Raw genomic sequence first — 18113 nt, 5'->3', positions numbered from 1 at the left:
ATAACGTTTTGGCGATCAGGATGCCCATTTAATCGTTAAAGTTAAGTGGCGCACAACTTTTCGTATTACTCTCCGGCCAGTCTCAGAACCGGTGCCGCCTTCTGTCCCAGAATTCGCCATGTCCCAATCAACCCGATACCGACGGTCATGACCAGCGCAATGACGATGGTGCCGATTGCGACGTCCGGGAGGAAGCTCGAGGGCAGCTTCATGATGCGCGCAATGACGAACCACGCAGAAGCGCCGCCTGCCGCCAGCGCGAAGACGGCCGTCGCCAGCCCAAGGATTATGTATTCGTAGGAAAACGCACGGATGAGCATGGCGCGGGTGCCACCCAACGTCTTCAGGATCACGGCATCATGGGTTCGTGCCCGGTTGCCCGCAGCAAGCGCGCCTGCCAGAACCAAAACCGAGGCAATCAAGGCCACTGCCGCTGCCGCACGAATAGCGGTCGCTAGCTGACCGACAAGGCGGTTCACCACATCGAGGGCATCCTTGACCCTGACGCTGGTGATCGTCGGATAGGCATTGGTGATGGTCCGCAGAATTTCGCCTTCCTCGGCAGGCGTCGCGGATGGATCGGCAAGCGTTGCCAGCCAGGCGTGCGGCGCCCCGCGGAACGTGTTGGGTGAAAACACCATGACGAAATTGAGCGACAGTGATTCCCATCGCACGTCGCGCAGGTTGGCGATCTTGGCCGTGATGTTGCGCCCCAGCACATTGATGGTGACGCTGTCTCCGATCTTCAGGCCTAGCTCACCCGCCTCTTCCGCCGCAAAGGAAACGAGCGGTTCGCCGCTATAATCTTTCTCCCACCATGTGCCCTGAGACAGCTTGGCATTGTCGGGCAGATCTTCAGCGTAAGTGATACCGCGATCTCCGCGTAGCACCCAACGGCCTGCTGCCGGCACCTCCATTTTGGTCACGTCCTGACCATTGAAGGCGAGGATGCGACCACGCAGCATAGGGACTTCGGTCAATGTACCCTCAGGCGCTTCGCGCTTGACGAGGTCGCGAAAACCGTCGCGGTCGGTGCTTTGAATATCCACGAAGAAGAAGTTGGGCGCCCGTTCTGGCAGACTGCCGGTCAGCTCACGCCGTAAATTACCGTCGATCAACGTTAACGTCACCAAAAGCGTCAGGCCGAGACCGAGCGACAATACAACAGATGGCGTGAGCGCGCCGGGACGGTGAATATTGCCGATGGCAAGCCGAAGCGCTGCCGAGTGAACACGCGGGCTTCGCTTGGCAAGAGCTTTGATACCCCAGGCCACCAGACGCAGAACGATGAATGCGAAAGCCACGGCGCCCAGAAAGATGGATGCGATGAAACGTTCTTCCGACGTGTAGATAGCAAGACCGGCAAGTGTCGCCAAAAGCAGCGCCGTCGCGACCAGATAGGGCCATGAGGGCAGCTTGTTTTCCTCGAAGCCCTGCTCACGAAACAGTGCCGTCGCAGGCACTTCACGCGCCTGGCCCAGAGGCAGAATGGCAAAGGCAAGTGTTGTCAGGAGGCCGAAAACGGCGGCCATGAAAAGCGGGCCGGGATAGATAGCCAGCTCATCCGGTACTGGGAGAACACCTTGAAGAAAACGCATGGCAATCAACGGTGTAATGGCCCCTAATGCCAAACCGATAACAATACCGATCGCGGCGATAAACGCGATCTGAAACAGATAGGTCATCGTCACCACGCTGGCCGGTGCGCCCAAACATTTCAGCGCTGCGATGGTCGTTCGTTTGGAATCAAGAAAAGCACGCACGGCATTGGCCACGCCGACACCGCCGACGATCAGTGCAGTGAGGCCCACAAGCGTCAGAAACTGCGAGAAGCGGTTGACGTTTTCCGTCAGGGAGGGAGCCGCACGGTCGCTGGTGCGGATGGACCATCCGGCACTGGGGAACTCGCGATTGGTGTCATCGGTCACCGTCGCCCGTTTGGAGACATCGGTGAGACGGACCTTATAGGCATGCTCCACAAGACTGCCGCTCTGGATAAGGCCTGAAGCAGCCAGCGCATCGCGGCCGATGAGGAGACGCGGGGCAAAACCGAACCCATCCGACAGCGCATCCGGCTCGTTGGCAACGGTTGCCGTAAGCTTCAGCCTGACATTGCCAAGCAGCAGCTCGTCGCCGAGCTTGATCCCCAGCCGTTCTAGAAGCAGCGGGGCTGCAACGGCGCCATAAGCCTCCCCCTGTTTGGCGAGAAGCTGGGGAAGCGGAGCGGCAGGGGCTGCCTCGAAGGTACCAAAAAGCGGATAGGCCCCGTCCACCGCCTTGACCTCTGTCAGCGTCTGTTGTGACCCATCAGCCAGCCGCGCCATGGAGCGCAGCCCGGTCGACATGGCGACCTCGCCTAGACCATCCAGGTAGGCACGCTCCTGCGGCGATGCCTCCCGGTTGCGAAGCTCGAAGCGCACGTCGCCTGCCAGAATGGACTGTCCCTGTGTGGCGATGGAACTGGTGACGGCGCGCGAAACGGAATTGACGGCTGCGATGGCGCCGGTGCCCAGCGCGATGCAGGCGAGGAAAATGTAGAAGCCGCGCAAACCACCGCGAATTTCGCGGCTGGCGAGCCGCAAGGCATTGCGGATGTTGAAAAGCGACGGGAGCAGAGATGTCATATCGAGACCGCCTGCTTAGCAACCGGTTCGGCGCTATCGCTTTCGATCTGACCTGAACGAACCTTGATCTGGCGCGAGCAGCGGGCGGCAAGAGACACGTCGTGGGTGACGAGGATCATCGTCATGCCGCGCTCTGCCTGTTTGGAAAACAGGAGATCGGCAATCTGCCTGCCGGTGTCGGTATCCAGATTGCCGGTCGGCTCGTCGGCGATCAGCACGGCGGGTGAAGGGGCAAGCGCACGGGCGATCGCCACGCGCTGCTGTTCACCGCCGGAAAGCTGCCCCGGATAATGGTCAAGCCGCGCGCCCAGCCCCACCGCCACAAGCTCTTTCTTGGCGATATCGAACGGGTTCGGCACATTGGCGAGCTCAAGCGGTACCGCGACGTTTTCGAGTGCCGTCATATTGGCAATGAGATGAAACGACTGAAAAACGATACCGATATTGCGCCCGCGAAACTCTGCGAGAGCGTCTTCACCGAGCTTGTGAAGCTGCGTTCCCGCAATCGTGATCGCACCACTGTCGAGCCGTTCCAACCCGGCAAGAACCATCAGCAAGGTTGATTTTCCCGAGCCGGAAGGCCCTACGATGCCAACAGCTTCGCCCTCACCGATGCTGAGGTCGATGCTTTTGAGAACGTGAACCTTTGCAGCAGCACTCCCCAGTGTCAGATCGGCCTTATCGAGATCAATGATGCTTTTCGTCACAATTCGCGTTCCTATATAAAAGAAAATGGCAATCCGGGAGCAATCAGACTTTCGGCAGTGCCAGACAAATTAGGAAGGCCGACATGGGTTTTAAAGCTGCTACCGCTCAATTCATCGTCATCAGTTGCGCATTGCTGTCAGCACACCTCGCGCACGCGCAGGACAAGCCGGTCCAGTTGGTCGGGTTCGGAGACAGCCTGATGGCGGGCTACCAGCTGCCACCCAGCGATAGCTATACCGCGCAACTCGAAACAGTATTAAAGGCCAAGGGCGTCGATGTGGTCGTCACAAATGCTGGCGTATCGGGCGATACGAGTTCAGGTGGTCTTGCCCGTGCCGAATGGTCCGTCCCTGACGGCACCGATGGCGTGATCCTGGAGCTTGGCGCCAACGATGCGCTTCGCGGCATGTCGCCGGATGAGACGGAAAAAAACCTCGATGCGATCATCACGGGTTTTCAGAAACGCGACATTCCGGTCCTTTTGATCGGCATCATGGCACCCCCCAACATGGGAGGCGATTTTGCCAGCCGTTTCAACGAGATTTATCCTCGATTGGCAAAAAAGCACGACGTGCCGCTCTACCCGTTCTTTCTCGACGGCGTTGTGATGGATGAGAGCCTGCAACTTGAGGACCGGATGCATCCCAACACCAAGGGTATCGCCGTGATGGTCGAAAAAACACTGCCCACCGTGGAAGGCTTTATAAAGACGATCGGTGAGCAAAAAAAATAAGCGCTTGCACGCGGAAGCGTTGCATGATTCGCTAGGGCTGTTCTGCCAAAAGATTCGGGGAGCTCGCCATGCCGAGACTGTTTACCGCCCTCGAAATTCCGCGCAATGCGGCGATGAGTTTGTCATTGTTGCGCGGTGGTCTGCCGGGTGCCCGGTGGATCGATGTGGAGAATTATCACATCACGATGCGCTTCATCGGGGACATAGACGGTCGCACCGCCGATGAAGTCGTCAACCGTCTCGATCGTATCGATCGGCCCGAATTCGAGGTTAATCTGACCGGAATAGGTTCGTTCGGCTCCAAAAAGCCGCACTCCATCTGGGCAGGTGTTTCTCCATCTGCAGAGATGAATGCGCTTCAAAGCGAGATCGAGCGCATCTGCCAGCGTCTGGGTCTCCCACCCGATCCGCGCAAGTTCACCCCCCATGTCACCCTTGCGCGTCTGCGCAGTTCCAGACTGGACGATGTAGTACACTATCTTTCCGGGCGTGGCGATTTTCGAACCTCGTCCTTTACGGTCGGGCGGTTCGTGCTGATGTCTTCCAAGGAATCAGTCGGCGGCGGGCCTTATATCGTCGAAGAGGCCTTTCCGCTTCAGGAGGCTTGGCCAGTCTCCAATTTGCCGATCAAGGACGTGCACCCGGAAAAAAGCATGGTGTAGACGGTCTGGAAACCGTCTTGCCCGCCATAGTAGGGATCTGGAACATTTGATCTCACACCAGTGGCATAGTCCGCGAACAGGTAAAGCTTCCTGGCGCAATGCTGCGGGCAGAGCGCCTTAAGGCTGGTAAGGTTGTCGTCGTCCATGGCAAGGATGAGATCGAAATCCTCGAAATCGGACGGTCTCACCTGCCGCGCCTTCTGTTTGGCAATATCAATGCCGTGGTCGCGCGCGACGGTGACCGAGCGTCGGTCGGGCGCATCGCCGGAATGCCATCCTCCTGTTCCCGCGGAATCGATCACGAATCGGTCGGCTATCCCCCGTTGAGCGATCAGATGCGCGAAGATACCTTCCGCCAGAGGCGAGCGACAGATATTTCCCATGCAAACAAAAAGGACTGCTGTGCGTTTCATTCCCGATCTCCACCAAAACTGTTGGGCGGTTTTGCGATGTAAGGCGATATAGATAAAACGAAGAGCGCAGCAAGATACGCAAACCGCGTGTCTTTTGCTCAATGAAAGGCAAAAAGATGCAATATCCCAAACTCGAAAAAGATGTGATCGACGCCGAACTGGCCAAGCTTGAAGGCTGGTCTTTGCGTGAAGACGGTCTGGCCATCGTCAAGGCTTACAAGTTCGCCAACTTCGCCGAAGCCTTCGGTTTTATGGCTGAGTGCGCCCTGGTGGCTGAAAAACTCAATCACCATCCCGAATGGTCCAACGTGTACTCCCGCGTCAAAGTATGTCTTACGACCCATGATTCACAGGGCGTTACAGAGCGTGACATCATGCTCGCTGGTGCGATGCAGAAGGCCGCAGGCGGACGCGGCGATTGAAGATAAGGCGTGAGGCCTTATATTATCGGTTATGACCACAGGACACACGACCATGGATGATGTGAAGATCGGTGAGATTTTGCTGCCGGGCGAACCCGACAGGCAAGAAGAGACCGAACGTCAGGTGCGATCAAAATTCTGGCCAAAGATGAAGCGGGTGGCCAGCAAAGTGCCGTTTGCACGAGACGCGGCTGCCGCCTATTATTGCGCCATGGACCGCGAGACACCGTTCCGCGCAAAGGGCATCCTTCTGGCAGCACTCGGTTATTTCATTTTGCCGATTGATGTCGTACCCGATATCTTCGCGGTTGTCGGCTTTACCGACGACATCGCAGTTTTGACGGCAGCCCTGGCCATGATCCGGGCCCATATCAAGATGGAACATTATGAAGCGGCCGATGCGGCCATTGAAAGGCTTCAGCAGGAGTAACGGCTCTGTGATTGCCTGTTTTCGACCCTGTTGGGCGCTGACAAATTCTTGCCTGAATTCTTGTGTCATTGCTCATGAAACGAGCACGTAAGTGTTCGCGGGCTGGCGCTGGGAGCCGCCGATCTGTTACATCTTGATGCAAATTTCGAATTTTCGCATTGGTGTTGACGGTTTGGTAACCGATCTTTAGCCAATATCAGCATGACGGACTTCACCTAGCATCGGCCCGGCGCAGCCGTTCGGCCAACTGGAAGACAATAAACCCGGCAGGAAATTCAATGTTTGTAAGAAGTGTAGCAACCGCAGTCGCCATTTTGCTGACCAGTGTCGGCATTGCCTCTGCACAGTCGCCCACGCGCATCCAGCAGTTCAATGCATGGGGTGCCTATTCGTACAAGTCGGGTAACAGCACCGTTTGCTATGCTCTCTCCATTCCAACCTCCAAGGAGCCGGCGAGCGTCGAGCACGGCGATATCTTCTTCATCGTCTCGCAGCGTCCTGGACAGAATATTTCTTACGAGCCACAGGCAATGGTAGGATACAGCCTTCGCGAAGGATCCAAGGTCAATGTGACCATCGACAGCAAGACCTTCGTGATGTTTACCAAGGATAAGGCCGCATGGGTCGAAAATGCTGCAGAGGAGCCAGCGCTCGTTGCAGCGATGAAGGGCGGCAAGTCGATGACTGTAAAGGCCACATCCGCCCGCGGCACCGCCACCAGCTACGCCTACTCCCTTTCGGGAATTTCGGCTGCGCTGAAGCAGGTCGAAAGCTGTAAATAGGCATAGCCGAAATGTGTCTTGTAATGGCCGGTCCTTGACCGGCCATTTGCGTTTTTGCTGCTTTGATGCTAAAGGCGCGTCAACAAGATAGGCGGATGCGCGAAAAGCGCTTCGCCTTTGATTTTTCACCACATGCAGACCACAGTCCGCCGCTTTGTTTGCGCGGTTTCTCTCTGCAATGGCTGATGGGATGAAGCAATGTCCGTACTGGAAGCAAGCGCCGGTCTGGTGATCAAGAAACCGATGGTTGCCAATATCGATCTGTTGGATGGCAAACCGTCATTGATCGGCATCACGCGCGAAGAGATGGCCGAAGCGCTGATGGATATCGGCGTGCCGCAGAAGCAGGCTAAAATGCGCGTCAGCCAGTTGTGGAACTGGCTTTACGTGCGCGGCGTCTCCGACTTCGACCACATGACCAATGTGGCCAAGGACCTGCGCGAAAAGCTGAAGACCCATTTCACCATCGCGCGCCCCGAAATTGTCGAGGAGCAGGTTTCCAACGATGGCACCCGCAAATGGCTGATGCGTTTTCCGCCGCGTGGCGCCGGCCGTCCTGTCGAAATCGAAACTGTTTACATTCCCGAAGAAGGTCGCGGTACCCTCTGCATTTCCAGCCAGGTTGGCTGCACGCTGACCTGTTCCTTCTGCCACACCGGAACGCAGCGTCTGGTGCGCAATCTAACGGCGGAAGAGATTTTGGCGCAGCTTCTGGTCGCCCGTGATCGCCTTGGTGATTTTCCAGACCGCGAAGCGCCGCAGGGCACGATCATGCCAGCCGAAGGACGCAAGGTGTCCAACATCGTGATGATGGGTATGGGCGAGCCTCTCTACAACTTCGAGCATGTCAAAACAGCTTTGCTGATCGCGACCGATGGCGATGGCCTATCGCTCTCCAAGCGCCGCGTGACGCTGTCCACATCCGGTGTCGTGCCGGAAATCTTCCGAACCGGCGAAGAGATCGGCGTGATGCTGGCGATTTCGCTGCATGCCGTGCGCGACGAGTTGCGCGACATGCTGGTGCCGATCAACAAGAAATACCCGCTGAAAGAGCTGATCGACGCCTGCCGCAACTATCCCGGCGTGTCGAACGCCCGCCGCATCACCTTCGAATATGTGATGCTGAAGGACGTCAACGACAGTCTGGAAGACGCCAAGATGCTGACGCAGCTGTTGAAGGGCGTTCCCGCGAAAATCAATCTCATTCCGTTCAACCCATGGCCGGGCACCAACTATCAGTGTTCGGACTGGGAGCAGATCGAGAAGTTCGCCGATTTCATCAACCATGCGGGTTACGCCTCGCCGATCCGTACCCCGCGTGGGCGCGATATCCTGGCGGCATGCGGTCAGTTGAAATCGGAATCCGAGCGCATGCGCAAGACCGAGCGCATGGCATTCGAGGCGATGATGATCGCCAATCACGGCGCGGACGACTGACCAAAAAAAGAATTGATGGGTCTGTCAGGCTTCCCCGATTGATTTCGTTTTAACGCTTTCTTAAAGAGGGCCAGAAAAGCGAAACAACCGGAGGAATACCCCATGCGCGCACTCGTTCTGGCGCTCGCCGCCGCAACCGCTCTTGCCCTGCCTGCGAAAGCGCAAGACGTGACCGTTGCCGTGACCGCAATCGTCGAACACCCGGCGCTGGATGCTGCGCGTGATGGCGTAAAGGCAGCACTTGCGGAAGCTGGCTACAAGGAAGGCGAAAATCTGAAATTCGTCTATCAGTCCGCACAGGGCAACCCCGGTACCGCGTCGCAGATCGCCCGCCAGTTCGTCGGCGACGCGCCTGACGTCATCGTTCCGATTTCCACACCGTCTGCCCAGGCTGTCGTTGCCGCCACCCGCGATATTCCCATCGTCTTCACGGCCGTCTCCGATCCTGTGGGAGCCCAGCTGATCAAGTCCATGGAAAAGCCCGGCCGCAACGTGACGGGCCTTTCCGACAGGTTGCCGGTTGCCGAGCATCTGGCCCTGATCAAGGAAATCACGCCAAACGCCAAAACCATCGGCTATATCTACAATTCTGCCGAGGCCAACTCTGTTTCGACGCTCGATCTTTTGAAGGCCGAAGCGGAAAAGGCAGACTTGATGGTCGTGGAATCCGTTGCCACGAAATCTGCCGAAGTGCAGGGTGCCACCCGCGCGCTAGTGGGCAAGGCCGACGTGATCTACGTTCCCACAGACAACACCATCGTCTCAGCCTTCGAAGCCGCTGCCGGTGTTGCGACAGAGGCCAAAATTCCACTGTTTGCCGCCGATACGGATTCCGTGGCGCGCGGTGCGATCGCGGCACTTGGCTTCAACTATTTTGACGTGGGCAAGCAAACCGGTGCCGTCGTCGTTCGCATCCTGAAGGGTGAAAAGCCCGGCGATATACCAGCGACCGTTGCCGTTGGCACCGATCTCGTTCTCAACAAAACGGCCGCTGCAAAGGCTGGCGTGACGTTTCCTGAGAGCGCAACAAAGCGCGCGACAAAGATCATCGAATGAAAGACCATCTGCCCTCTCCATCATCCTCGGGCCTGTCCCGAGGATCTACCGGCGTTCAGTGACAGTTGAACGGCGCCAGATGCCCGGGACAGACCCGAGCGTGACGAAGGAGAGATTGGCGGGCGAAATGGCAGTCTGACGACTGTTTCAATTGCAGCTCACTGCAAGGCGGGCGACAAATCAAGGACTTATCTCGTGAGCCAAATCGCATTCTGGGGTGCCGTCGAACTGGGGCTGGTTTTCGCCTTCGTCGCTATCGGCGTTTATCTCGCATTCCGCGTGCTCGACTTTCCCGACCTGACCGTGGACGGTTCGTTTCCGCTGGGTGCTGCCGTGGCTGCGGTATTGATTGTCGCTGGTTTTAATCCATGGGTCGCAACAGGCATTGCCATGGTCGCGGGTGCGTCTGCCGGTCTGGTGACGGCAGTTCTGAACGTACGGTTCAAAATTCTTAATCTTCTCGCCTCGATCCTGACCATGATCGCGCTGTTTTCCGTGAACCTGCGCGTCATGGGCAAGCCGAATATCGCACTGCTCAATCAGGAAACAGTCATTGAACCCTTCTACGGGCTCGGGATCGCCGAATATCTGCTGCGTCCGCTCTTCGTCGGCGTGCTGGTGGTGATCGCCGTTATTCTCGTCTGGCGTTTTCTGGAAAGCGATGCGGGCCTTGCCATGCGCGCCACCGGTGCCAATGCCCGGATGGCGCGGGCACAGGGCGTAAAGACCGGCAACCAGATCTATCTCGGCATGGCGCTCTCCAACGCGTTGGTCGCGCTTGGCGGCGCGCTGTTTGCCCAGACCAATGGGTTTGCCGATGTGACCGCCGGTGTCGGCACTATCGTCGTTGGCCTAGCCGCCGTTATCATCGGCGAGACGCTGTTCGGTTCACGCGGCATTCTGATCGCCCTCATCGGCTGCGTGCTCGGTTCCATCGCCTATCGTCTGGCGATCCAGTTGGCTCTGTCCAGCGATGCACTTGGCCTGAAAGCCTCCGACCTCAATTTCGTGACAGCCGTGCTGGTCGCCGTAGCACTCATTTTGCCGCGCCTGCGCCGTGGAGGAGCATCGTCATGATTTCCCTGTCCAATATCGAGGTCGTCTTCGGACGCGGTACGCCGCTGCAAAAGCAGGCACTGGCCAAGATCGATCTGACCATTGAAGATGGCTCCTTCGTCACCGTCATCGGTTCCAATGGTGCTGGAAAGTCCACCCTGCTCGGCGTTCTCGCTGGCGATGTTTTGCCCACAGCGGGCAAAGTCACCATCGGCGACGTGGACGTGACGCGCAAACCAACGGCCAACCGTGCCGGTCAGGTCGCCCGCGTGTTTCAGGACCCGCTGGCGGGCAGCTGTGGGGCACTGAGTATCGAAGAGAACCTCGCGCTTGCCGCAGCACGTGGCAAGACCCGGGGGCTTCTGCCTGCCCTTGGCAGCGGACGACGAGCGTTCTTCAAGGAGCGTATCGCGTCCCTCAACCTTGGTCTGGAAAACCGCCTGAAGGACCGCATGGACCTTCTGTCCGGTGGCCAGCGTCAGGCCGTTTCACTGGTCATGGCCACTTTGGCCGGATCTGACGTCCTGCTGTTGGACGAACATACGGCGGCACTCGACCCCGGCATGGCTGAATTCGTCATGCAATTGACCCAGACGGTCGTCGAAGAGCGCAAGTTGACGACGCTGATGGTCACGCACTCCATGCGTCAGGCGCTGGATTACGGCAACCGCACCATTATGCTGCATGCGGGGGAAATCGTGCTGGATGTATCAGGTGAGAGCCGCAAGGGCTTGCAGGTTGAAGACCTGATCGAGATGTTCCGCAATATACGCGGCCAGACATTGGATGACGACGAATTGCTGATAGGTTAGAATCGCCATAGAAAAACGCCGTGCGCCTGGGGTAGCACACGGCGTTTCATTGCACCGAAAAATTACATTTTCGGCAGCAGAACCTTGTCGATGACATGAATGACGCCGTTAGATTGCTTGACGTCCGCAATCGTGACATCGGCTACGTTGCCGCTCTCGTCGGTCAGCGTGATCTTGTTCATGCTCTGCTTGGCTTTCAGAATGCAGCCACCGACCGTTTTCACATCATGTGTGCCGCCATCGTCCTTGATCATCTTTTCGATGGCTGTCGACATCGCGTCAGCAGCGACGACATGGCATGTCAGGATTTTGGTGAGCTTTGCCTTGTTCTCAGGCTTCAGAAGCGTTTCGACGGTGCCCTTTGGCAAAGCGGCAAACGCTTCATTGGTAGGAGCGAAAACGGTGAAAGGGCCTTTGCCCTGCAACGTTTCGACCAGACCGGCAGCCTTCACGGCAGCGACCAGCGTGGTGTGATCCTTGGAGTTCATGGCGTTTTCGACGATGTTCTTGTTTTCGGACATGGCGGCCCCACCCACCATCGGGTTCTTGGCTTGGGCTGCGAATGCGACGGTCGAAACGGCTGCGGCTAGCGCGATCATGCGCAGGCTGGACTTCATCATGGCGTTTTCTCCTCTGGTTCCGCCAATCGCCACCGGCGTTTTTGCAGGTGACGTATCCGGTTACAGGGAGACTTACGGGTGATGTTCAGACGAAGTTTCAGCCGTGGTGGTTTTTTCTTAAAAAAATAACGATTTTTTAAATTCAGAGCTGCCGCGTTGTCCCGCTAGCCAGAACCGGGCCGGTTGGTTTGCCAGTGGGTGAGCCTCCATAAGGCTCAAGGCTGACAGCCAGCGTCATGCCATCTTTAAGCTGGTCTCGCATCTTGACGGGAACGACCATTTCCGCGTCCTTGTGGGGATCGACCACGCCCAGCGAATGCGGTGTTCCATCGGCATTCACCAGCCAGAGCTCAAGCGACTTTTGCTGATTTTCACCGGCGGCCATCGGCGTCAGGACCATTTTTCCCGAGTGCGCGTTGTAGGCAACCATCACCGCCATAGGAACATCCGGTGAGGACAGTTCGGCCATATAAGACATGCGTGTGGGTTGCTCAGGTGTCCGCACATTGAAAGCGCTGACGAGGACAACCAGTGCAGCGGCGGCACTGGCCATGGCTGTCATGCCGCGCCAGAATGCGAGCGAACTCCACAGCCCCGATATCGATGCTTTTGATTGATGCGGTGTACCGAACAATCTCTTTTCTATCTTCGCCAATGTTGCGGCAGGCGGGGTGTCGGGTTCATAAGCACTGTTCAGGCCAGAGAAATGCGTCTCCCAGTTCTGTACCAGACGTGCAAACGCATCATCCGTCAGAATGCGCGTTTCGACCTTCTTGCGGTCAGTAAACGACAGTACGCCCAGAACATATTCTGCGGCAATCGCGTTATCGCGGGGGGCGTCCCCCTTATTTTGCTCGGATGCCGTCATCTCTCCATGCACTCTTTGAGTTTGATAAGGCTACGCCTCAACCATGTCCGCATCGTATTCAGGGGTACAGCGTAATGTTCTGCAAGCTCCAGATAGCTCATGCCATCCAGATATGCGCGCTTTACGGCATCTGCACGGGTGTCTTCCAGTTCCGCCAGACACAGGTCTATCGTCCGACCAGTGTCCTTGTTCAATGTCGCCTGTTCCGGGTCAGGTGAACCGTCAGTCAGATCAGGCACGTCATCCAGTTCACTCGCAACAGGTTTGCGCACGCGAATCATATCGATCGACTGATTGCGCGCAACCGTGGCCATCCAGCCTTCCGGCGTTCCTGCCATGGCCGAAAACAAGTGCGCACGCTGCCAAATCTTGACGTAGACCTCTTGCAACGCCTCATCGGCGTCTGTCCGGTCTTTGAGTATACGCAGGCAGATGGAAAAAAGTTTCGGGCTCGTCTGTTTATAGAGCAAAACAAATGCATTGCGATCCGACAATGCAACGCGGCCGATTAAAGTACCAAGGTCTTCATGCCGCATCATGCCATCCCGCCAAAGCCCATAGGTACGCCATGCCGCTATTTAGCCTGAGCAAAGAAAATCTTGAAGGCGAAAAGCGAAAACACACCGGCAATCGTATAATCCAGCCCGCGCAGGACCTTGCGATTGCTTTGCAGCCAGCCTGAAAGCCGATCCGCAGCAATGACGATAGCGATGCCGATCGGTAACGCGACGATGATCGACCAGAGACCGAGGAAAATCAGCTTTCCTGTGACGTGGGGGTCGGAGGCGCTGACGAATTGCGGCAGGAACGTCATGAAGAAGATGATGACTTTCGGGTTGAGCAGATTGACCCAGATACCGTTCAGCAGTGCAGACGTCAGCGAAGCCTCTGCCTTCTGCTCCTTCGGGCGCTCCATGACGAAATTCGAGCCTTTGCGGATGGCCTGAATCGCCAGCCAGACGAGATAGGCCGCCCCACCCGTTTTCAAAACCAGAAAGGCCGTGGGAGACGCAACGATGAGGGCCGCAACGCCGAAGGCAACAAGCATCGTATGCACTGTAATGCCGAGATTGGTGCCGACCAATGTCATGAAGCCGGACGCCCGACCTTCACGCAGGGACCGGCTGATCCACAGCGTCATGTCAGGACCCGGCGTCACCGCCAACAACAGAATGGCGACGGTAAAGGCAATCAGGGTAGGCAGGCTGGGTATGAAATCCACGGCGGCACCACATTTTGGAAAGTTGGATACGCGTTCATAACGCCGTTTCCAGAGCCTGCCAAGCCAGAGAAGGCAAGACCGCGCCCGAAGGCGCGGCAGGTATATCAGCTATTGAGAAAAGACTTGAAATCGTCGCTGTAATCGTCGTGCCAGCGCGACAGTGGCGGGCGGTTTTGAACGATGTCGTTGGCCGCCCAGAGGATACGTTTCTCGTCCGTTCTGCGATCCACATCGCCATCCGGGCACAGAATGTAAAAATCGCCGTTGCCGATGCTGTCGACCATGAAATCGACCGTCTGTTCGCTGGTCCATGCACCAGATGGCTTTTCGGTTCGGCCATTGGCGGTAAGACCGGTAAAGACAAAGCCGGGGATGAGAAGATGCGCGAAAATTTTGCTGTTCGGTGTGTTCCGCAGTTCGTGCTGCAAGGCTTCGGTAAAGGCCTTCACGCCGGCTTTGGAAACATTATAGGCGGGATCGCCTGGTGGCGTGGTGATGCCCTGCTTGGAGCCTGTGTTGATGATGAGGCCCTGTTCGCCATGGGCCAACATGCCCGAACCGAATACCCGGCTGCCGTTGACGACGCCCATCAGGTTGACACCGAAAATCTTGTCCCAGTTTGCCTGCGGCCCGAAGATGGCGCTGCCGGGCTGTACGCCCGCATTGTTCATTAGCACATGCACACGCCCGAAACGCTGAATGACGGCGCGCTCCAGCGCTTCCAGTTCATCGAGTTTCGAAACATCGGTGGGAATGGCGACGATCTGCGCCTCACCACCGTCGGAAATCTGCGCAATCTCGCTTTGGGCGTTGCTTAGCTTTTCACCGTCGAGATCGACCAGCACGACGCTCATGCCGAAGCCGGCGAACTTGCGGGCGGCGGCAAGGCCGATACCGGAGGCTGCGCCTGTCACCACGGCGACATTGTCTTGCACGAATGCAGGGTGAAGTTTTGTCATTGGTTTCTCCTTTTCGCTGACGCTTTAAAAGTTCGGCAGCGATGTCCCGTGGAACCATGCGCTCTCGTAACGCTGCCCACAGTCTAGTCCTATCGGCTCGCCAAGTCACATGAAGATGAGCCCGTTCCAACTTTGGACGATTTTGCATTTTTGTTGCACCAGCCGATAAACTCGCTAAAAGTGCCGAAATCCCAAGGAAATGGCGATATCCTGACGTCGCCGACACGCAAATGGATTTCACTGATGGCTCTTCCAAAAGACGTAAAGAAAGTCGTTCTCGCCTATTCCGGCGGACTTGATACCTCGATTATCCTCAAATGGCTCCAGACCGAACTGGGTGCGGAAGTCGTGACCTTCACGGCAGACCTCGGCCAGGGCGAAGAGCTTGAGCCGGCCCGCAAGAAAGCCGAGATGATGGGCATCAAGGAAATCTATGTTGAAGATGTGCGCGAAGAATTCGTTCGCGATTTCGTGTTTCCGATGTTCCGCGCCAACGCCGTTTATGAAGGCGTCTATCTGCTGGGCACCTCGATTGCCCGCCCGCTGATTTCCAAACACCTGATCGACATCGCCAAGAAGACCGGCGCCGACGCCATCGCGCATGGCGCGACCGGCAAGGGCAATGATCAGGTTCGCTTCGAGCTGTCCGCCTATGCGCTCAACCCCGACATCAAGATCATCGCGCCTTGGCGCGACTGGGATTTCAAGAGCCGTACGGATCTTCTGAACTTCGCCGAACAGCACCAGATCCCGGTTGCCAAGGACAAGAAGGGCGAGGCTCCTTTCTCCGTCGATGCCAACCTGTTGCACTCCTCATCCGAAGGCAAGGTTCTGGAAGATCCAGCGGTCGAGGCACCTGAATACGTGCATATGCGCACCATTTCCCCGGAAGCAGCGCCAGACAAGGCAACCATCATCAAGGTCGGCTTCCGCAAGGGTGATGCCTGCTCTATCAATGGCGTCGAGATGTCACCTGCGACAATCCTTGCCACGCTGAACGATTACGGTCGCGACAACGGCATCGGTCGTCTCGATCTTGTCGAGAACCGTTATGTCGGCATGAAATCGCGCGGTGTTTACGAAACACCCGGTGGCACGATCCTGCTGACGGCCCACCGCGCCATCGAATCCATCACGCTCGACCGGGGTGCAGCCCACCTCAAGGACGAGATCATGCCGCGCTATGCGGAACTCATTTACTACGGCTTCTGGTTCTCGCCAGAGCGTGAAATGCTACAGGCGCTGATCGACAAGAGCCAGGAGCATGTCGATGGTGAAGTCACGCTGAAGCTCTACAAGGGCAATGTCATGGTCATCGGCCGAGAAAGCGACAAGTCGCTCTATTCCGACACGCTGGTTACCTTCGAAGACGATCAGGGCGCTTACGACCAGAAGGATGCGGCAGGCTTCATCAAGCTCAACGCCCTGCGCCTGCGCACTTTGGGCAAGCGCAACCTTGGCAAGTAAGTCTGTTCAGATATGATGTCAAAAGCCCCGGTCTCCGGGGCTTTTTCATGTCCGCCTGCGCGACATGATCGCAAAAATGACGTAGCTGGCCACGGCACTCAATTCCATCAACGGAATGATCGTGCCGAAACTCGTCAGCGGTGACCCGAGCACGGATGCTGCGACACCGGCTGTAAAACCCGCACTCATCTGGATAAACCCCATCATCGCCGAAGCGGAGCCTGCGATGTGCGGAAAAGGCGCCATACCCATGGTGATGATATGCGGCGTCAGCAGCGCAAGGCCAAAAGTCGCCACCGCAACAGGCCCCATGATGGAGAGGAAAGAAGGCGCCAGCATCTGCACGGACAGAAAGATCAACACCCCACCCGTTGCCGACAGGCAAAGACCTGCCACCGCAGATCGACGATCGCCTATTCTGCGCGACATGAACCGCAGGGCGATAGAACCCAGAAAGTAAGCGCCTGACTGCATCAGCATTCCCACGCCAAAGGCTGTCGGCGACAAGCCAACATCGTTGATCAGTACGAAGGGCAGCATGGTCGATTGTGCATAGAGCGCGCCGACAGTGCCGCCCAGCACCAGTGCCGACAACAGGAATCGCGGTGACACCAGAAGCTCGCCATAGGCGCTGAACAGACGGCTTGGACGAAGGCGACTGGAGTCCGGTACCGTCGTTTCGCGAAGATAAAAACCAATGGCCGTAATCGAAATCAGTCCGAAAGCCAGCATCAGGACGAAGACCGATTGCCACCCGAAGGCCAGCAGAGACAGGCCTCCTATGGTTGGCCCCGCCGCCGGGCCAACCGCCAGCATGATGCCGATGAGGTTCAGGATGCCGATGGCCTGATGGCCACTGAACTGGTCGCGCACAACCGCCCGCGCAACGGTAACGCCAACTGACGCACCTATACCCTGAATAAGACGAGCAGCCAGCAGCACCTCCACACTGGGTGCGAAAGCGGCCAGCGTTCCGCCCGCCAGATAGATCAGCAAAAACAGGATCGTCGCCTTGCGCCGCCCAAAGGCATCCGACATGGCACCCGAGACCAGCTGCGCCAGGGCGAAGCCCCCGAAATAGAGTGTAAGGCTCATCTTGATGGCGGATTCCGACGTCGCGAAAGCTCTGACGAGTTCTGGCATGGCTGGCGTATAGATCGCCATCGATACGGGACCGAGCGAGGTCAGCATCGCCCCGAGAACCGCGGTGCGCCGCACGCTCATGGGCGTTGTGGGATGTTTCATGCAGAATTCTGCTTGTTCTTGTCGCTCACCGCTATCTGCAGGTTGTTCTGCAGGATCGCCAGAAGATCGTGAAACTGTGAAAAATCACTCTCGCTGAAATCAGCCGTCGCCAGACTGATCAGACTGTCCACTTCTTGGCGCACGGCCACCAGCAACTGCGCCGATGTGTCGGTGAGATAAATGCATTTGGAGCGGCGATCATCCGGATTGGGGCGGCGCTCAACAAGGTCGAGCGATTCCAGCCTGTCGAGATAGGTGCAGACCGTCATGGGTTCGAGCCCGATGCGGTTTGCAATATCGGCCTGTTTACTCCCATCGATGGCGGCAACCGTCAGCAACGCGCGCGCTTCTCCCGGTGTCAGTCCAAGCCCGGCCTCAGCGATGCGCCGCTCGAAGGCACTGTTGAGAAAACGTACACTGCTGTTCAAAAGGAATGCCAGCGACTGTTTTTCGAGTGAAGTGTTCATGGCACGCCTGCTTCGTAAGCCTCTCTTATAAAAAACTTCGCCGCACGATGGCAAGACGCACTGTTTACGCGCAGCTTTCGTGAGGCGGATAGCGTCCTTGCCATGCATGCGATTACGTGACGACATATTG

20 protein-coding genes are annotated in these 18113 nt (G+C 57.3%); 10 read left to right on the top strand and 10 right to left on the bottom strand.

What is annotated here, in order from left to right:
* Nucleotides 1–65 precede the first annotated feature (65 nt).
* Both EKM04_RS02240 and EKM04_RS02235 read right to left on the bottom strand, forming a co-directional pair.
* The gene (locus EKM04_RS02240; protein ID WP_183896413.1) at nucleotides 66–2624 is read right to left on the bottom strand and encodes an ABC transporter permease; all 2559 of its coding nucleotides are present in this window, start codon (nucleotides 2622–2624) and stop codon (nucleotides 66–68) included.
* Nucleotides 2621–3331 (bottom strand): ABC transporter ATP-binding protein, encoded by a 711-nt coding sequence (locus EKM04_RS02235; protein WP_183896415.1) that lies wholly within the window; start codon nucleotides 3329–3331, stop codon nucleotides 2621–2623. Before EKM04_RS02235 ends, EKM04_RS02240 begins: the two co-directional genes overlap by 4 nt.
* An 83-nt stretch (nucleotides 3332–3414) precedes the next feature.
* On the opposite strand from EKM04_RS02235, the gene EKM04_RS02230 reads away from it, so the two are divergent.
* Both EKM04_RS02230 and thpR read left to right on the top strand, forming a co-directional pair.
* Complete coding sequence (locus EKM04_RS02230) at nucleotides 3415–4065, top strand: arylesterase (protein WP_183896417.1); 651 nt, start codon at nucleotides 3415–3417, stop codon at nucleotides 4063–4065.
* 68 nt (nucleotides 4066–4133) lie between these two features.
* The gene (thpR, locus tag EKM04_RS02225; RefSeq protein WP_183896419.1) at nucleotides 4134–4727 is read left to right on the top strand and encodes an RNA 2',3'-cyclic phosphodiesterase; all 594 of its coding nucleotides are present in this window, start codon (nucleotides 4134–4136) and stop codon (nucleotides 4725–4727) included.
* Here the strand turns inward: thpR and EKM04_RS02220 are convergent.
* The gene (locus tag EKM04_RS02220; protein ID WP_183896420.1) at nucleotides 4661–5140 is read right to left on the bottom strand and encodes a low molecular weight protein-tyrosine-phosphatase; all 480 of its coding nucleotides are present in this window, start codon (nucleotides 5138–5140) and stop codon (nucleotides 4661–4663) included. The two genes, thpR and EKM04_RS02220, sit on opposite strands and share 67 nt — an antisense overlap.
* 116 nt (nucleotides 5141–5256) lie before the next feature.
* Between EKM04_RS02220 and EKM04_RS02215 the strand changes: the two genes are divergently transcribed.
* From EKM04_RS02215 to EKM04_RS02185, 7 genes are all read left to right on the top strand, one after another.
* The gene (locus EKM04_RS02215; protein ID WP_183896422.1) at nucleotides 5257–5562 is read left to right on the top strand and encodes a 4a-hydroxytetrahydrobiopterin dehydratase; all 306 of its coding nucleotides are present in this window, start codon (nucleotides 5257–5259) and stop codon (nucleotides 5560–5562) included.
* 52 nt (nucleotides 5563–5614) lie between these two features.
* On the top strand, nucleotides 5615–5992 hold the full coding sequence (locus EKM04_RS02210; RefSeq protein WP_174154343.1) for a YkvA family protein: 378 nt from the start codon (nucleotides 5615–5617) through the stop codon (nucleotides 5990–5992).
* Nucleotides 5993–6270: 278 nt separating this feature from the next.
* Nucleotides 6271–6774, top strand: a complete 504-nt coding sequence (locus EKM04_RS02205) for an invasion associated locus B family protein (RefSeq protein ID WP_174154344.1) — start codon at nucleotides 6271–6273, stop codon at nucleotides 6772–6774.
* A gap of 243 nt (nucleotides 6775–7017) precedes the next feature.
* Nucleotides 7018–8211 carry a dual-specificity RNA methyltransferase RlmN gene (rlmN, locus tag EKM04_RS02200; RefSeq protein ID WP_412762975.1) on the top strand — a complete coding sequence of 398 codons (1194 nt, stop codon included), beginning with the start codon at nucleotides 7018–7020 and terminating at the stop codon, nucleotides 8209–8211.
* 102 nt (nucleotides 8212–8313) lie between these two features.
* Nucleotides 8314–9267 carry an ABC transporter substrate-binding protein gene (locus EKM04_RS02195; RefSeq protein ID WP_183896424.1) on the top strand — a complete coding sequence of 318 codons (954 nt, stop codon included), beginning with the start codon at nucleotides 8314–8316 and terminating at the stop codon, nucleotides 9265–9267.
* Between the two features lie 195 nt (nucleotides 9268–9462).
* Nucleotides 9463–10344 (top strand): ABC transporter permease, encoded by an 882-nt coding sequence (locus EKM04_RS02190; protein WP_183896426.1) that lies wholly within the window; start codon nucleotides 9463–9465, stop codon nucleotides 10342–10344.
* Nucleotides 10341–11135 (top strand): ABC transporter ATP-binding protein, encoded by a 795-nt coding sequence (locus EKM04_RS02185; RefSeq protein ID WP_183896428.1) that lies wholly within the window; start codon nucleotides 10341–10343, stop codon nucleotides 11133–11135. The genes EKM04_RS02190 and EKM04_RS02185 overlap by 4 nt, the downstream gene beginning before the upstream one ends.
* Before the next feature lie 62 nt (nucleotides 11136–11197).
* Here the strand turns inward: EKM04_RS02185 and EKM04_RS02180 are convergent, their stop codons facing one another.
* The 5 genes from EKM04_RS02180 to EKM04_RS02160 all read right to left on the bottom strand — a co-directional run bounded on the left by EKM04_RS02180 (nucleotide 11198) and on the right by EKM04_RS02160 (nucleotide 14804).
* Nucleotides 11198–11755: a fasciclin domain-containing protein gene (locus EKM04_RS02180; RefSeq protein ID WP_174154349.1), complete on the bottom strand. Its 558-nt coding sequence runs from the start codon at nucleotides 11753–11755 to the stop codon at nucleotides 11198–11200.
* Nucleotides 11756–11897: 142 nt separating this feature from the next.
* On the bottom strand, nucleotides 11898–12623 hold the full coding sequence (locus EKM04_RS02175; protein WP_183896430.1) for an anti-sigma factor: 726 nt from the start codon (nucleotides 12621–12623) through the stop codon (nucleotides 11898–11900).
* Entirely contained in the window at nucleotides 12620–13159 is a 540-nt protein-coding gene (locus tag EKM04_RS02170; protein WP_183896433.1) for a sigma-70 family RNA polymerase sigma factor, read from the bottom strand. The genes EKM04_RS02175 and EKM04_RS02170 overlap by 4 nt, the downstream gene beginning before the upstream one ends.
* 38 nt (nucleotides 13160–13197) lie before the next feature.
* Entirely contained in the window at nucleotides 13198–13845 is a 648-nt protein-coding gene (locus EKM04_RS02165; RefSeq protein ID WP_183896434.1) for a LysE family translocator, read from the bottom strand.
* Nucleotides 13846–13949: 104 nt separating this feature from the next.
* The gene (locus EKM04_RS02160; protein ID WP_183896436.1) at nucleotides 13950–14804 is read right to left on the bottom strand and encodes an SDR family NAD(P)-dependent oxidoreductase; all 855 of its coding nucleotides are present in this window, start codon (nucleotides 14802–14804) and stop codon (nucleotides 13950–13952) included.
* Between the two features lie 243 nt (nucleotides 14805–15047).
* Between EKM04_RS02160 and EKM04_RS02155 the strand changes: the two genes are divergently transcribed.
* Nucleotides 15048–16271, top strand: a complete 1224-nt coding sequence (locus EKM04_RS02155; protein ID WP_183896438.1) for an argininosuccinate synthase — start codon at nucleotides 15048–15050, stop codon at nucleotides 16269–16271.
* Between the two features lie 45 nt (nucleotides 16272–16316).
* Here the strand turns inward: EKM04_RS02155 and EKM04_RS02150 are convergent, their stop codons facing one another.
* Nucleotides 16317–17495 carry a multidrug effflux MFS transporter gene (locus EKM04_RS02150; protein ID WP_183896584.1) on the bottom strand — a complete coding sequence of 393 codons (1179 nt, stop codon included), beginning with the start codon at nucleotides 17493–17495 and terminating at the stop codon, nucleotides 16317–16319.
* 17 nt (nucleotides 17496–17512) lie between these two features.
* Nucleotides 17513–17983 carry a MarR family winged helix-turn-helix transcriptional regulator gene (locus EKM04_RS02145; RefSeq protein WP_183896440.1) on the bottom strand — a complete coding sequence of 157 codons (471 nt, stop codon included), beginning with the start codon at nucleotides 17981–17983 and terminating at the stop codon, nucleotides 17513–17515.
* Nucleotides 17984–18113 lie beyond the last annotated feature (130 nt).

Origin of the sequence: Rhizobium skierniewicense Ch11 (genome assembly GCF_023757665.1) — a bacterium.
In the GTDB taxonomy this organism is placed as follows: domain Bacteria; phylum Pseudomonadota; class Alphaproteobacteria; order Rhizobiales; family Rhizobiaceae; genus Agrobacterium; species Agrobacterium skierniewicense.
Note: the sequence above shows the minus strand (reverse complement) of the source record. Positions and strands in the feature narration are given on the sequence as shown.